Genomic DNA, 14,363 nt, shown 5'->3' on the forward strand with positions numbered 1-14,363 from the left:
TTGCTTACGAAGCAAGCTTTGCTTGGCAAAACGTTTAGGAGGAATCGCGATGCTTTATGTAGGACAGCGAATCGTCCAGGCTCTGATTTCCGTCTTTGGCGTAGCCACGATCATCTTTTTTATACTGCGCTTGACCGGCGATCCTGTACTGCTCATGGTCCCGCAGAATGCGACAGCTGAAGATATTGCCGTGCTTCGCCATGCGCTGGGGCTGGATCAGCCGGTAGCTGTGCAGTACGTGGAGTTTTTGAAGCAGCTGTTTACCGGGGATCTCGGCTACTCTTATGTGCAAAAAATGCCTGTGCTGGACATCGTGATGGACCGGATCCCATATACGATCGACCTTGCGATGTCCGCCCTTATTCTGACTGTGATCATCGGGGTGCCCATGGGCATGATTACGGCGATCTACAAAGGAACTTGGATTGAAAAAGTGTGCATGCCCTTTATTCTGATCGGTCAAAGTATGCCTGCCTTCTGGACAGGCATACTGCTTATCATGCTGTTCGCGGTTAAGCTGCGCTGGCTGCCTTCGTCTGGGGCGGAAGATCTGCAGTCGCTGCTGCTCCCGGCCATTACGCTAGCTTCGCTGTCGATTGCGACGGTAGCGCGGATGACCCGCTCCAGCGTATTGGAGCAGCTCGGCCAGGATTACGTCCGAACCGCCCGCTCCAAGGGGGTAGGAACCTCCAGGCTGCTGTACCGGCATTTGCTGCGCAACGCCTCCATTCCGATCATTACGATTCTTGGCTTGGAATGTGCCAATCTGCTCGGAGGCTCCGTCCTGACGGAGACGATCTTCGCTTGGCCCGGTCTGGGCCAGCTGACGATTCAGTCCATTGCGTCGAGGGACTTTCCGCTGGTGCAGGCTGTCGTGGTGCTCGGTGCGTCGGTTTATATTTTCATTAACTTGCTTACCGATCTTGTATACGCATGGGTAGATCCAAGAATCAAGCTGGAGAGAGGGACATCACAATGAGTCTATTGCCCGCACCGGAACCGTCGTCTCCTCCACGCTCTTGGATCAGGCAAACGAAGGCCAAACTGTGGAGGTTTGGGCCGATTTCCATAGTTCCTTTCGCCTTTATTTTACTGCTGTTCGTCCTGATCGCGCTGCTGCCCGGATGGTTCGCGAAGCATGATCCTACGCTGACCGCGCTGTCCATCCGCTTGAAGCCGCCGGGATTTATCGGACCGGATGGGTCATCTTATCCGCTCGGCACCGACGAGCTAGGCAGAGACGTGTTCAGCCGGCTCATCTACGGAGCCCGCGTGTCTTTATTCGTATCCGTGACCGCGGTATTTATATCCGGGATTGTCGGCGGACTGCTTGGGATGCTGGCCGGATTTTATCGAAATTGGGTCAGCGCTCTCATTATGCGTGTGGCCGACATTTTGTTGTCCATTCCGTTTTTTTTGCTGGCGATCTTGACCGTAGCTGTGCTGGGGCCGAGTTTGCTGAATCTGATCATTGTGCTTGGCCTCGCGCGCTGGCCCCGATATGCCCGGGTGACGCAAAGCACGACGCTTGCTACGGTGAACAAAGATTTTGTCAAAGCGACCGCCGCCTTGGGTGCACGACCTGGCAGGCTGTTGTTCAAGCATATTTTGCCTGAAGTGATTCCTTCGCTTGTTGTTGTCGCCACGCTGGAAGTCGGGCTGATGATTATTTTCGAGGCTTCTTTATCGTTCATCGGGCTGGGGGTTCAGCCGCCGAATCCGAGCTGGGGCTCCATGCTGTCGATCGGCCAGCAGTACATCTCCACGGCGTGGTGGCTTACGACTTTTCCCGGCATTGCGATCTTTGCCGTCGTTATCTCCATTAACATGATCGGGGATTATGTCCGGGATCGGCTGGACCCGAAAAATCAAAAAAGATAAACCACGAGGTGATCGAATTGCATTTTGAAGGCGCGTTTATCGGCAAAAAGGTTGTCATTACAGGAGCGGCCGGCATATTCGGCACTTGGATCGCACAGGCCTTTGCAGCCCAAGGGGCGAAGCTGCTGCTGTCGGACATCCGCGAACAACAACTGTATGCGATGAAGGAAGACCCGCTTCTGCAGAAGGTGGAGCTGCTGTTTCATACGACCGACCTGACTCAGGAGGCGTCCATTGCTGATCTGGCCGAATTCGTTGCGAAGGAATGGTCCTCCGCCGATATTTTAATTAATAACGCTGGCGTTTATCATAGGCACAAGCTGTTGGAAATGAGTGCGGCAGATTGGGACGCTTCGTTCGGCGTGAATGTGAAGGCGCCATTTCTGCTGACCCAGCTGCTGGCCCGTCAGATGATCGACGACGGCAAGCCGGGCTCGATCATCAACATTAGCTCCGGAGCTGCGCTTAGCACCCAGATTGGCGGCGGCCACTATTCGACGGGCAAAGCGGCGTTGTCCATGCTGACCCGCTCGTTCGCGCTGGAGCTGGCGCCGTACGGCATTCGCGTGAACGCGGTCGCTCCCGGATTTGCACCTGGCAGCGAGGTCAGTGAGCTGACCGGGGACTACGTGCAGAATATGCTCACGCAAATTCCGCTCGGCCGCACATCTGGACCGCAGGATGCGCCGACTGCCATTCTGTACTTGTGCTCCGAGGCTGCTTCGTTTATGACCGGCTCGACGCTGACAGTCGACGGCGGGCGTACGGCCGGCACCTTCAAATCCTCCGGGGCTCAGGCCGGAAAGCAGGCCTGATATGACAAAAACGACGTATGCTTGGCCGGACGGCAAGCGCTGTGCGGCGGTATTCAGCATCGATTTTGACGGGCAAACTCCCTACTTATGGCGTTCACGGCATAATCGCCCGGATACGCTCGGAGAGCTGGAGCAGAGAGCCTTTGGCCCGCGCGAAGGGATTTACCGGATTCTTGGGATGCTGTCCGATCTGGACATCCGGGCCAGTTTTTTTATACCCGGAGTCATCGCCGAGCATTATCCCGAAGCGGTGGAAGCGATCGCCCAAGCGGGGCATGAAATCGGCTTGCATGGCTACTTGCACGAACGGGTGGATGAGCTGACCGAAGAGCAGGTGGAAGAAAGTATTCTCCGGGGAAAGGCGGCTTTGGAGAAGGTGATCGGTCCGCGAACGATGGGCTTTCGCTCCCCCTCCTGGGAGATGACACCGGATACGTTCGAGCTGATCAAGCGCCATGGGATTCCTTATGACAGCTCGCTGATGGGCTACGACCATCCGTATTGGTTCGAGGATCTGCCGGAGATCCCGGTACAGTGGCTGCTTGACGATGCTATTTTTTACCGGTATACCGGTGGCGGAGCGGGAAATCCGCCGCTCAACCCGCGCACCGTGATCGATACGTGGGAGCAGGAGTTTGAAGGCATCAAGCGGTTCGGCGGACTGTTCCTGCTGACGGTTCACGATTGGATCAGCGGACGAGGGTCGCGGCTGATCGCGCTTGAAGGACTGCTGTCCAGGCTGAAGAATGATCCCGAGGTATGGTGGGCCACCTGTGGGGAAATCGCCGAATACCATGCGAGGCAGTATGCCGGGCAATTCCGCGAATCGCTGGGAGGGCTGGGCCATGACGGTCTCTAAAGAACGGGCAGCCGATAAGGAGTCGTCAGCCATCGTCAGCATCGATAAGCTTTCCTTGTCGTTTCAGCAAGCGTCGGGTCCGGTAACGGCTCTGCGCAACGTGTCTTTGCAGCTGAACAAAGGCGAAATTCTCGGTCTCGTCGGAGAAAGCGGCAGCGGCAAAAGCCTTACGGCCTTGTCTCTTATGAAGCTGCTTCCGGCGAATGCTCGTTTTGACCATGGAGATATCATGCTTGATGGCATGTCCCTTACAAATAAAAGTGAATCCGAGATGAAACGCATTCGTGGCAATACCATCTCGATGATTTTTCAAGAACCGATGACGGCGCTGAATCCGCTCATTCCCATCGGCCGGCAAATTGAGGAATTATATATTTTGCATAAACCGATGAGCAAAGCCGAGCGCAAACGCAGCGTCATCGAGCTGCTGAAATCGGTGGGCATCTCGGAGCCCGACGTGCGCTTTCATCAGTATCCATTCGAGCTCTCAGGCGGGATGAGGCAGCGGGTGATGATTGCGATGGCGCTGGCATGCAGCCCCAAAATGATCATTGCCGACGAGCCGACGACAGCCTTGGATGTGACCATCCAGTCGCAAATATTGGACCTGCTCAAGGACATCAAGCGCAATTACGGTACTTCTATTCTGCTCATTACGCACGATATGGGCGTCATTGCCGATACCGCCGACCGGGTAGCGGTCATGTATGCCGGTCAACTGATGGAGCTGGCGGACGTCGACGATTTGCTGGAGGCACCGCGTCATCCGTATACGATCGGGCTGCTGAATAGCATCCCCGATCTGACTAGCGACGATGAGACGGAGCTGAACACCATTCCGGGCGTCGTTCCCGATTTGAAAAACTTGCCGCAGGGCTGTCCCTTTCATCCGCGCTGCGCGTCGGCCACGGACATCTGCACATCGCAAAATCCCGAGCTGACGGCGGATCGGCACGGTCATGCCGTCGCCTGCTGGCATCCGGCGGAGGGGGGAGCTTCATGAGTCAAGGATACGCTGAAAAAGGGGCAGGAGCTGCTCCCCTGATCGTCGTCGACAATATCAAAAAGCACTATACGCAATCGTCCAAGCTGTTCGGCTTGAACCGTTCTGTCGTGAAGGCGGTGGACGGCGTCAGCTTCGAGCTAGCTGCGGGAGAAACGCTGGGTCTTGTAGGCGAAAGCGGCTGCGGCAAATCGACGACAGGCCGCGCAGTGCTGTATTTGGAGCGCCCGACGGAAGGCACGACACGATTTAACGGGCAGGATTTGTCCCTATTAAAGGCAGAGCAGCTGCGGGAGCTGCGGAAGGACATGCAGATCGTCTTCCAAGATCCTTATTCCTCGCTGAATGTCAGGATGAAAATCCGCGATATTTTGTCCGAGCCGTTCCGCATTCACGGGTTGCATACGGGCCGGGAAATACAGATGGTCAAAGAACTGCTGGAGATGGTCGGTCTGCCTCCAGCCAGCCTGGATAAATATCCGCATGAGTTCTCCGGCGGCCAGCGGCAGCGTATAGTGATCGCCAGGGCGATCGCTTTGCGCCCGAAATTTATCGTTTGCGACGAGCCGGTCTCGGCTTTGGACGTTTCTGTACAGTCACAGATCGTCAATTTGTTCGGCCAGCTGCAGAAGGAGCTGGACCTTACCTATTTGTTCATCTCGCATGACTTATCCGTTGTCCGTCATGTCAGTGACCGCGTCGGCGTCATGTATTTGGGCAAAATGGTCGAGCTTGGCGACAAGAAGACGATATTCCAAAAGCCGTTGCATCCGTATACGCAGGCGTTGATGAGCGCGATCCCGGTCCCGAATCCGAAGCTGCAGCGGCAGCGCGAAAAAATTACGCTGCGCGGTGAACTGCCGAGTCCGCTTCATCCGCCGGCAGGCTGTCGGTTTCATACCCGCTGCCCTTGGGCGGAAGCCAGATGCAGCCAAGCAGAGCCACAGTGGCGGGAAGCGGAGCCGGGACATTGGGTAGCCTGTCATTTGGTGGGCGAAACATGAAGGGAGCGGAACTTAGCATGCTGCAATCGACAGATTTAGCGCGGATCACGTTGTTTGGAGCGCCGGCTGTCCATCCTCTCAAGCGGGAGGAGGTCGTGCTCGCCAAGGCGAGCATGAACATCGAGAACGATGGTTATATCAGCCGGCTGACCGTTTGGGATACGAAGACGCATACGGAAACGCCTCTGTTGGCCGAGTCTGGAGAAGGACAGCCGCCTGCTTTGGATCACAGTCCGAAATGGTCGCCGGATGGGAGCCTGCTCGCCTTTATCCGCAAGGTAGAAGGAAGCGACGAGCTCTGGCTGTACCGGCCGGAGTCTGGCGCGGTGCTGGCTCTTGCGCCCGGACGCAAGGTGAAGGATTTCGTATGGGCTCCGGACGGCGGAAGCATCGTTTTTATAAGCCGGGTCAACGAGATTAACACAACGGCTTATGCGGTAAAAAGAATGCGCTATAAGCTGGATGGCGAAGGCATGACGAACGGCTATACGCATTTGTTTGAGATTGGATTGGAATCGGGTGAAGTGAAGCAGATTACCGAGCTGGAGTCCGATCACGGAAACCCGGCCTTTTCGCCGGATGGAAAACAGCTTTATTTTTCGGTGGATTTCCCGGGAGAGGACGATCGGCATAAAAATCCCCACATCCATGTACGGGACAGGGCAAGCGGTTCGATTACAACGATCGATCCGGAAGTGAAGTCGATTTCGGCCCTTATTCCTTTGGAGAACGGAAGTCTGCTCGGTACGGGAAAGGAAACCACGCCGAACAGTGCTGAATTTGACCGGTGGTTTATTGTTCGGCAGAACGGTAAGGCCGTTTGGCTGGAGGGGAACATCGATGTACCGTTAGGCTATCACATTATTGGCGACAGCAAGCGAACGGGGCTGAATACGGTCGCCGCTTATCATGTGGCGAGCGGGACCATCGTATTTGCCGGAACATCCGAAGGCAGACAGTCGCTGTACCGGCTGGATACGGCAATGCTCCATATCGCTGAGCTTCCTTTGTCCCTCAACGTGCATGCGTTTGATGTGGAGCACTGCGATGAACGGGAAACGGCTGTGGTGTTTGTCGGGGATGCGATGGACCGGCTGGGCGAGCTGTACCGCGCGGTGTGGCAGGGGGAATCCGCTGCAGTCGTAGAGAGGATCACTTACGATAACGAGGAGCTGCTGCGGCAGGCGCCTGCCGTTGCTATTGGCGAGCTGTCTCATCGTACGCCCGACGGCTGGATCGTTCAGGGCTGGACGCTGGAGCGAAAGGATGCGGAAGCAGCGGCACCGCGTGCGGGCACGATCCTGATGATTCACGGCGGTCCGCATCTTGCTTACGGCCACTCGTTTCATTACGACTTCTGGTATTTGGCGAGCCGGGGGTACCGGATCGTCTTTTGCAATCCGCGGGGCAGCTACGGCTACGGGCAAGCTTTTTCGTATGGCGTTGTTGGGCAGTGGGGCGGCAAGGACGTCGACGATATTCTCGGTTTCCTCGAAACGGCAGGTACGGAGAAAGACGAGCCGATATATGTGATGGGCGGCAGCTATGGCGGGTACTTGGTCAATTGGCTTATCGGCCACGATCACCGCTTCAAGGCGGCGGTAACCGAGCGGTCGATCTGCAACTTGTACAGCAAAATCGGCAGCAGCGATCTCGGTTTTCAGATCAATCTGTACGAGCTTGGGGGACGGACGGATCTTTGGAACGGTGAGGAGCATATTATGGAGCGCTCGCCGATCCGATATGCCGAGCGGGTAACCACACCGGTGTTGATTCTCCATGGAGAGCAGGATCATCGCTGTCCGATCGAGCAAGGGGAACAGTGGTTCCAAGCTCTGAAGCGGCTTGGCAAACAGGTTGAGTTTATCCGCTTCCCGGGCGCTTCCCATGCCATGGCTTCGTCGGGAAAGCCTCGGCAGCGTATAGCACGGCTTGATGCGGTAGCGAATTGGTTTCAACGGAACGGATAAGGCGGGTGAGGATCATGAGTCAATTGCTGGATTTTATAAAAGCTCAGCAGGGGAGCTTGCTGTCGGACTTGGAACATCTGGTTAACCTGGACACTCCGACAGGCAGCAAAGCGTTGGTGGATCAGGCGATGCAAGTTGTCATCGACCGGTTCCAGCAGCAACTGGGCGGTACGGTTGAATATATTCGCCAAGAAAAATACGGAAATCAAGTCAAGCTGCATTTGGGTAAGGGAACGGGGCAAATCCTGCTGATGACGCATATCGATACGGTATGGCCGGAAGGCGAGACGGCGAAGCGTCCGTTCCGGCAGGAAGGCGGGCGCCTATACGGTCCCGGCATCTTCGATATGAAATGCGGTCTGCTGCAAGGGCTGTACGCGATGCACGCGGTGGCTGCCCATTATGCGCCGGCCAAAAATATCGTTTTGTTCATCAATACCGACGAAGAGGTGGGAAGTCCCTCCTCCCGGCCATGGATCGAGGAAGAAGCCCGCAAGAGCGATGCCGTCTTTGTGCTTGAGCCGGCATTGGGCCCTTCGGGTAAGCTCAAAACTTCGCGCAAAGGAGTCGGCCGTTTTACCTTGGAGGTCGAAGGTGTATCCGCTCATTCTGGAGTCAACCATAGTGAAGGCGTCAATGCGCTGGAGGAGCTGGCCCATCAAATATTGTTCCTCCAAGGGTTAACCGATTATGAGAAGGGCTCCACGGTTAATGTCGGCATCGCTTCAGGCGGCACGGCTGTCAACGTGGTCAGCGGCCAGGCGCGGGCTCAGCTTGATCTGCGCATCGAAACGATGGAGGAGGCGGAGCGGCTTAGCCGCAGTATTCTAGGTGTTTCGCCCGTTCTGCCTAACGCGAAGGTGCGAGTTACGGGCGGCATGATCCGCCCGCCGATGGAACGGACTGCAAGCCGTGAGCTTTTCGCTCGCGCTCAGCCTATTGCAGGCAGGCTGGGCTTCGTACTAGAGGAGACCGCCACGGGCGGCGCCAGCGACGGCAATTTTACGGCGGCGCTGAACGTTCCTACCTTGGACGGGCTCGGCGCGGTCGGCCACGGTGCTCATGCGCTGGACGAATACGTGGAGATAGACAGCATCGTCTTGCGTACGGCACTGCTGGCTCATTTAATCGTGGAAGCGATGGAGGAGCCTCTAGGAACAGGTACGCTCGCTTAGCCGTCTGCTAAGTTTCATCAAAATCCTGATTGCAAGGGCGTTCTGCGTTCTTCTGCGGTCAGGTTTTTATTTGGTTTTATTATACTTTTGCGCTAGTTTGGTTTATTATAGCAACATATCATACTTAATCAAGTAGATTACTTGTGATTAGAAAGCGAAGCTTTGTCATGAACTAAATTCATAGAAGTCATCCAATGACTAGCCTATAAGGAGCTGATAGCATGAGCAGCATTATTCAATGGACAGAAGCAATTACCGAGCAGACGATCGCCTGGCGCAGGGAGCTGCACGCGAAGCCGGAGCTGTCCTTCCAGGAATTCAAGACAGCGCAATATGTGGAGGATCTGCTGCGGGGGTTCGGCCAGTTGGAGATTAGCCGTCCTACACCGACGAGTGTCGTAGCCAGATTAATCGGCAAGTTCCCCGGCAAGGTGCTGGCGCTTCGTGCCGATATGGATGCGCTGCCGATTCAGGAGGCGAACGACACGCCTTACAAATCCCAGGTAGACGGTATCATGCATGCCTGCGGGCATGACGGGCATACGGCTACGCTGCTAACGGTTGCCAAGCAGCTGGTCCCGCACAGAGACCGCATCCACGGCGAAGTGCGCTTCATCTTCCAGCATGCAGAGGAGCTGCCGCCCGGCGGCGCCCGCGAGCTGGTGGCAGCAGGCGTTCTGGATGGCGTCGACTGGATTATCGGCGAGCATCTGTCTTCCCAGCTGCCGCTCGGCCAGATCGGCCTAGGCTATGGGGAGCGGGCGGCTTCGCCCGACAACTTTACCATTACGATCAAAGGCAGCGGCGGGCACGCTGCATCACCGCACAACACCATTGATTCCATCGCCATCGGCGCGCAGATCGTGACGAATCTGCAGCACATTGTGTCCCGCAATACCGACCCGCTCGGGCAGCTTGTCGTTTCCGTCACCCAGTTTACCGGAGGAGCTTCACACAACGTCATCCCTGACTCGGCTGTGCTGCGCGGTACGGTGCGCAGCTTCCGGGAAGACATCCGCCAAGGGGCCCGGCAGCGGCTGGAGCAGATCGTAGCGGGCATTGTGGCCGCTCATGGCGCGGAATATGAATTGGACTACCTATTTGGCTATGCACCGGTGGTCAATGACGACAATGTCACCCGATTTGTCGAGGAGACAGCGGCAGAGCTCTTCGGCACAGAAGCAGTCACCTTGCTTCCACCCGGCATGGGCGCTGAGGATTTCTCGGCTTACCAGCAAGTCGTACCGGGCGCCTTCGTCTTCATTGGTGCCGGCAATGTAGAAGCGGGAATCGTGCATCCGCATCACCATCCGAAATTCGAAATTGATGAACATGCGCTGCAATATGGTGCTCGCCTGTTCGTTGGCGTAGCAGAACGGCTGCTGTTCAAAGACTGATACGTTCAAGTGGCTGGACAAGAGGGCATGTTTCACGTTCAAGGATAGGGAATAACGAGTAGAACCGGAACGACATTCATCCGGTAACTGATTGGCAGAGCACCCCTGTGCAAAGTCATTGAAGGCTAGCTTCATGACGCATGGGGGTACTTTGTATGGTGTAAATCAAAGTCAAGGCGGAGCCCAACAAGGCTCCTTTTTTCAGTTGAAACCAAGCAAGCAATCGGGTTTGTCAAGCTTTAGAGTATGGACAATGTTTTAGAAATTGGTATACTCTTTTTTGAGCATAACAAGAATCCTTCACTGGCGTGAAGGATTCCGGATAATTATGGTATTAGATTTGGTAGGGCTGCTCTTTATTGAGGATGGCATAGACTTGATGGAGAAGCTTGTTTACCCGAACTGTAGACACCAGGGTCAAGACCAGCATAGGCAACTAGTTGTTTGGCATTCGGACTGTTTCCTATTGCGCTTAAGTTCGCCTGCCATAAAGCTAAAGAGGCAAGAACTCCGATAACATAAATAGCATCTTTACCGTTTCAGCCCTCGTGGCGTTATTGTCCGGGCGGAATGTGCCGTCTTCATAGCCGCTAACGATTTTATAGCTTGCTATGGCATGAACCGCTGACTGCGCCCAATCCGGAATGCTCGCCTGATCCGAAAACGCAACCTTGTCTACACTCCCGCTAATCCGCTGCTTTTCCAATACTTTAGAGAGAATGACGGCCATCTCCGCGCGAGTTATCGATTGATTCGGCTTAAACCAAAGTTTGCCCTGCTCTTCATAGCCTTGGATGATTCCTGCCTCAACAGCCGAATCGACGGCGCCCTTTGCCCAAAACGGAATCGAATCGTTATCTGCGAAAGCGGCGGGAGCCGCAGTAGGCTTTAATGCTAATAGATCGACAGCCATCTTCACAAACTCTGCTCGGGTCACTTTCTGATTGGGACGGAATGTTTGATCTTCAAAGCCGCGAATGACACCCATGCCGATCAGACGGTCTGCATACGTCTCTACCCAATGGCCTTTCAAATCAGCAAACCCGATTATGCTAGATGCAAATACGGCGAACTTGCCGAAATGGTTGACTTCGACGGCAATTGTACCATCTCCTTTCACCTTGCCCCCTAAGTACATCCAACGAGCCTGGCTTTCGTTGTAGTCATACACGGCCGGCTTCAAACCTGTGCCCACTTGCTGCAGATTATAGCTGAAACCAAGCGTTACCGGTCGATTGAATGTTTTGCCCGTGCTGCTGGTGAACTCCACGACATTCCTGCTGAGCCTTTCCAGACCCGTTGCAAGAGGTGAATGTTGTGCTGGCAGTTTGGCTATTTTTATTTTCCCGTCTGCAGGTAAGGAGCTCGGAGCTATTTGTACGGAAGCGACTCCATCAAAGACAAGGCTTCCTCCTTCGGCGGCAACGATATACTTCTCCACACTGTCTATCTCTTGAGGGGCCGAATGACTGCTGCCACTAGAAGATGTTGTATCTGTACCCCCTCCTTGCTGATCCGCTGTTACCGTGACGTTTACCTTGTCACTGTAGACGCTATTCGTAACCGTAATCAGCGCCTGGCCTGTCTGCTTGGCCTCGATCAGGCCATCCGGCTTGATCGTCGCGACGGTCGTGTCGCTGCTGCTGTACACCGTGCCATAGGTTGCGTTCGTCACGTCTTGTACCGTCTGGTCCGATAAGCTCGCTGTCACCTGCAACTGCTTGCTCACGGTGCCTCCTAGCTTTAGCTCCACGGATCTTGGCGATGCGGCAATCCCGATGACGGCCGGCGTTGGCACATCGGCATTCGCTACCGTGACGCTCACTGTATCGGTGTATCCGCTGCTGGTGACCGTGATCACCGCCTGGCCCGCCTGCTTGGCCTCGATCAGGCCGTCTGGCTTGACCGTCGCGACGGTCGTGTCGCTGCTGCTGTACACCGTACCATAGGTTGCGGTTGTCACGTCTCGAGCCGTCTGATCCGATAAGCTCGCCGTCACTTGGAGCTGCTTGCTGACGGTGCTTCCCAGCTTTAGCTCCACGGATTTTGGAGATGCGGCAATCCCGGTGACGGTCGGCGTTGGCACGTCGGCATTCGCTACCGTGACGCTCACCGTATCGGTGTATCCGCCGCTGGTGACCGTGATCACCGCCTGGCCTGCCTGCTTGGCCTCGATCAGGCCGTCCGGCTTGACCGTCGCGACGGTCGTGTCGCTGCTGCTGTACGTCGTGCCGAAGCTTGCCGCTGTCACGTCCTGTGCTGTCTGATCCGACAAACTCGCTATTACTTGAAGCTGCTTGCTGACGGTGTTTCCCAGCTTCAGCTCCACGGTTTTCGGCGATACGGCTATTCCCGTCATCGTTGCAAAATTGAGCGTTTGCGTCGCTTCTTTATTGCTGTACCATGTAGGATACACGCTGAACGAATACTCTCCGACAGCCGGATTGGTCAGTCCTGCATCCCCGGTGATCGTAATGGAAACTGCATCTAGCAGGTGCAAATTCATAGGGACGCCTACGTTGAGTTTGCGCAGGAAACTATCAAATGCAACACCACTCGCCTGGACCCCATTGACCGTAACGGAGCTTGCTTGTATATCCGGCGGGACTGTGATTCCCTGCGGAAATATGAGATTGAAATCGTCGCCTGCGACCAACGGTTCATTCGTCTGGAAAGCAAACGTATAGGATACGTTCTGTGCGCCTGCAACTCTAGTGCTGGCATTCACATTGAAATTTTGAATCTGGGGCGGAGCAACTAATAGCGTCACGCTTGCAGGTATGACCTGCTGCGAAGTGGATACTTGAAATTCGTATTCTCCGTAGCCTTGTACGATCGTTTTCGGAATATTGAATATGAGATGATAGTCGGGATCGACGTAATATTCCGGAGGAGGGACGAATTGCAGCTTGTTGTCAGCGATCCGGGTTACGGAAGCCGCAGCGGAGACGTTGTGCTCCTGATCATCCGATGCCCATTCCAAGGTGATATCTGCTGCGGAAATGCCGGGTTCGCTCAATACCGTACCGGGAGCGCTGGATACGGTAACCGTATCTCCTGCCTTCAGTATCGTAGGTGCGGTAAACATAAAGCGCAAATGGGTATTGCCCTCGTCCACATAACCTTTGTTGTGGGACGGGTTGTCGGCTAAGGAAGCGCCCGATGCGGAGATGATTCCGATCCTGCGGGTCGCAGCCATCGGATCGACGCTCGTCTTGATGGCGAAATTGTAATAGCCAGGTACAGACGGATTCGCGAGTTGGGCAGACGGGGCGATATCAATCACAGCTGCTGAGAAGCTCGGTAATACAGTCGTCGATTGAACGGTCAGCTCATTGCCGGACACAACCGCCGAAGCCGCCGGCGTCCCGTTGATTTTGACTTTAGATGCGTCGACCCAAGCAGGAACTGTTGCTCCCTGAGGAAACACCATCGTGATCGTTCCGCTAGGTTCTATAGGCTGCATGACGGTAAACTTGAAATGATAACCCGTGACGGCCGATGCCGCATACGAGTTGGCGTCCGGATAGTAACTGGCAACATTGCGGGTAAACAAGCCATGAGTCGTCGAGAATGGATGAGAGTTGCCGCTCGAACGGAGCGCATACGGCATCAGCCCCGGTCTGCTGCGGTGATAATCAGGCGTAATCAAAAAATTGGCCAAACGAACGTCCACTATAGCACCGCTAGCTATGGCGCTGGATAGTTGGAACGACAATGCCGGAAACCCGTCATCCGAATACTGCGTCGTTGCGGCATCAATAATGCCGCTTGGCGTTCCGTTGACTACAGCAGAAATATTAGCCAGCGGAACGGCCTTATTGGCCGACCAAAAAAATCCCGGGTTTCCCACGAAATTAAACGAATGTGGCAGCGCGACTTGAATCATGTCCCCCACCTGCAAATTGTCGGCAGTCGTAAATTTGAAGTGATAGGCCGGCGTTTCTTTCGTATAATTTCCCTGGTTGTCCCGATAACCGCTGAAATAAGCGGGTGTTTCTGTCGTAACCGTAAAACTGCTGAAGGAGCTGTTGCCAGCACCTGAATCGGCCTGAACGGGAACCCCGCCTCCGAGGGCGAGAAGCCCCGCAATGAGAATATAAGTGAGAATGATTTGCCAACGTCTGAACCTGCTTTTGAATCCCAAAACAATATCCTCCTAGTTAAATAGTTTCTTGTCATGATCATATCCGTCATGGCAGGAATCCGCATATACCAAATGGTATAGAGGGACAAAAAAAGGATGCTCATCGCATCCT

The 14,363-nt window shown here is 55.0% G+C and carries 11 protein-coding genes; 9 read left to right on the forward strand and 2 right to left on the reverse strand.

Annotated elements, in window-relative coordinates; translation table 11 throughout:
- Nucleotides 1-49 precede the first annotated feature (49 nt).
- The 9 genes from WMW72_RS08320 (at nucleotide 50) to WMW72_RS08360 (ending at nucleotide 10,104) form a co-directional block, all read left to right on the forward strand.
- Nucleotides 50-979 carry an ABC transporter permease gene (locus WMW72_RS08320; RefSeq protein ID WP_341414965.1) on the forward strand — a complete coding sequence of 310 codons (930 nt, stop codon included), beginning with the start codon at nucleotides 50-52 and terminating at the stop codon, nucleotides 977-979.
- Complete coding sequence (locus tag WMW72_RS08325) at nucleotides 976-1,881, forward strand: ABC transporter permease (protein ID WP_341414966.1); 906 nt, start codon at nucleotides 976-978, stop codon at nucleotides 1,879-1,881. Before WMW72_RS08320 ends, WMW72_RS08325 begins: the two co-directional genes overlap by 4 nt.
- An 8-nt stretch (nucleotides 1,882-1,889) precedes the next feature.
- Nucleotides 1,890-2,696 (forward strand): SDR family NAD(P)-dependent oxidoreductase, encoded by an 807-nt coding sequence (locus WMW72_RS08330; RefSeq protein ID WP_341414967.1) that lies wholly within the window; start codon nucleotides 1,890-1,892, stop codon nucleotides 2,694-2,696.
- 1 nt (nucleotide 2,697) lies between these two features.
- Complete coding sequence (locus WMW72_RS08335; protein ID WP_341414968.1) at nucleotides 2,698-3,555, forward strand: polysaccharide deacetylase family protein; 858 nt, start codon at nucleotides 2,698-2,700, stop codon at nucleotides 3,553-3,555.
- Nucleotides 3,542-4,558 (forward strand): ABC transporter ATP-binding protein, encoded by a 1,017-nt coding sequence (locus WMW72_RS08340; RefSeq protein ID WP_341414969.1) that lies wholly within the window; start codon nucleotides 3,542-3,544, stop codon nucleotides 4,556-4,558. The genes WMW72_RS08335 and WMW72_RS08340 overlap by 14 nt, the downstream gene beginning before the upstream one ends.
- The gene (locus tag WMW72_RS08345; protein ID WP_341414970.1) at nucleotides 4,555-5,562 is read left to right on the forward strand and encodes an ABC transporter ATP-binding protein; all 1,008 of its coding nucleotides are present in this window, start codon (nucleotides 4,555-4,557) and stop codon (nucleotides 5,560-5,562) included. The genes WMW72_RS08340 and WMW72_RS08345 overlap by 4 nt, the downstream gene beginning before the upstream one ends.
- A complete protein-coding gene (locus tag WMW72_RS08350) occupies nucleotides 5,559-7,532 on the forward strand; it encodes a S9 family peptidase (RefSeq protein ID WP_341414971.1) in 1,974 nt (657 codons plus the stop codon). The genes WMW72_RS08345 and WMW72_RS08350 overlap by 4 nt, the downstream gene beginning before the upstream one ends.
- 14 nt (nucleotides 7,533-7,546) lie before the next feature.
- Nucleotides 7,547-8,707 carry a M20 family metallopeptidase gene (locus tag WMW72_RS08355; RefSeq protein WP_341414972.1) on the forward strand — a complete coding sequence of 387 codons (1,161 nt, stop codon included), beginning with the start codon at nucleotides 7,547-7,549 and terminating at the stop codon, nucleotides 8,705-8,707.
- Nucleotides 8,708-8,928: 221 nt separating this feature from the next.
- Nucleotides 8,929-10,104: an amidohydrolase gene (locus WMW72_RS08360; protein WP_341414973.1), complete on the forward strand. Its 1,176-nt coding sequence runs from the start codon at nucleotides 8,929-8,931 to the stop codon at nucleotides 10,102-10,104.
- 356 nt (nucleotides 10,105-10,460) lie between these two features.
- Here the strand turns inward: WMW72_RS08360 and WMW72_RS08365 are convergent, their stop codons facing one another.
- Both WMW72_RS08365 and WMW72_RS08370 read right to left on the reverse strand, forming a co-directional pair.
- Complete coding sequence (locus WMW72_RS08365) at nucleotides 10,461-10,628, reverse strand: transposase (RefSeq protein WP_341415184.1); 168 nt, start codon at nucleotides 10,626-10,628, stop codon at nucleotides 10,461-10,463.
- The gene (locus tag WMW72_RS08370; RefSeq protein WP_341414974.1) at nucleotides 10,598-14,251 is read right to left on the reverse strand and encodes an S-layer homology domain-containing protein; all 3,654 of its coding nucleotides are present in this window, start codon (nucleotides 14,249-14,251) and stop codon (nucleotides 10,598-10,600) included. The genes WMW72_RS08365 and WMW72_RS08370 overlap by 31 nt, the downstream gene beginning before the upstream one ends.
- Nucleotides 14,252-14,363 lie beyond the last annotated feature (112 nt).

The sequence above is a fragment of the Paenibacillus filicis genome (assembly GCF_038070315.1).
GTDB classification, from domain to species: Bacteria; Bacillota; Bacilli; order Paenibacillales; family NBRC-103111; genus Paenibacillus_G; species Paenibacillus_G filicis.

What these genes read in the sequence shown, in the direction of transcription:
- WMW72_RS08345 (WP_341414970.1), top strand. Translation starts at nt 4,555, where the DNA reads ATGAGTCAAGGATACGCTGAAAAAGGGGCAGGAGCTGCTCCCCTGATC.
- WMW72_RS08360 (WP_341414973.1), top strand. Translation starts at nt 8,929, where the DNA reads ATGAGCAGCATTATTCAATGGACAGAAGCAATTACCGAGCAGACGATC.
- WMW72_RS08340 (WP_341414969.1), top strand. Translation starts at nt 3,542, where the DNA reads ATGACGGTCTCTAAAGAACGGGCAGCCGATAAGGAGTCGTCAGCCATC.
- WMW72_RS08325 (WP_341414966.1), top strand. Translation starts at nt 976, where the DNA reads ATGAGTCTATTGCCCGCACCGGAACCGTCGTCTCCTCCACGCTCTTGG.
- WMW72_RS08355 (WP_341414972.1), top strand. Translation starts at nt 7,547, where the DNA reads ATGAGTCAATTGCTGGATTTTATAAAAGCTCAGCAGGGGAGCTTGCTG.
- WMW72_RS08335 (WP_341414968.1), top strand. Translation starts at nt 2,698, where the DNA reads ATGACAAAAACGACGTATGCTTGGCCGGACGGCAAGCGCTGTGCGGCG.
- WMW72_RS08350 (WP_341414971.1), top strand. Translation starts at nt 5,559, where the DNA reads ATGAAGGGAGCGGAACTTAGCATGCTGCAATCGACAGATTTAGCGCGG.
- WMW72_RS08320 (WP_341414965.1), top strand. Translation starts at nt 50, where the DNA reads ATGCTTTATGTAGGACAGCGAATCGTCCAGGCTCTGATTTCCGTCTTT.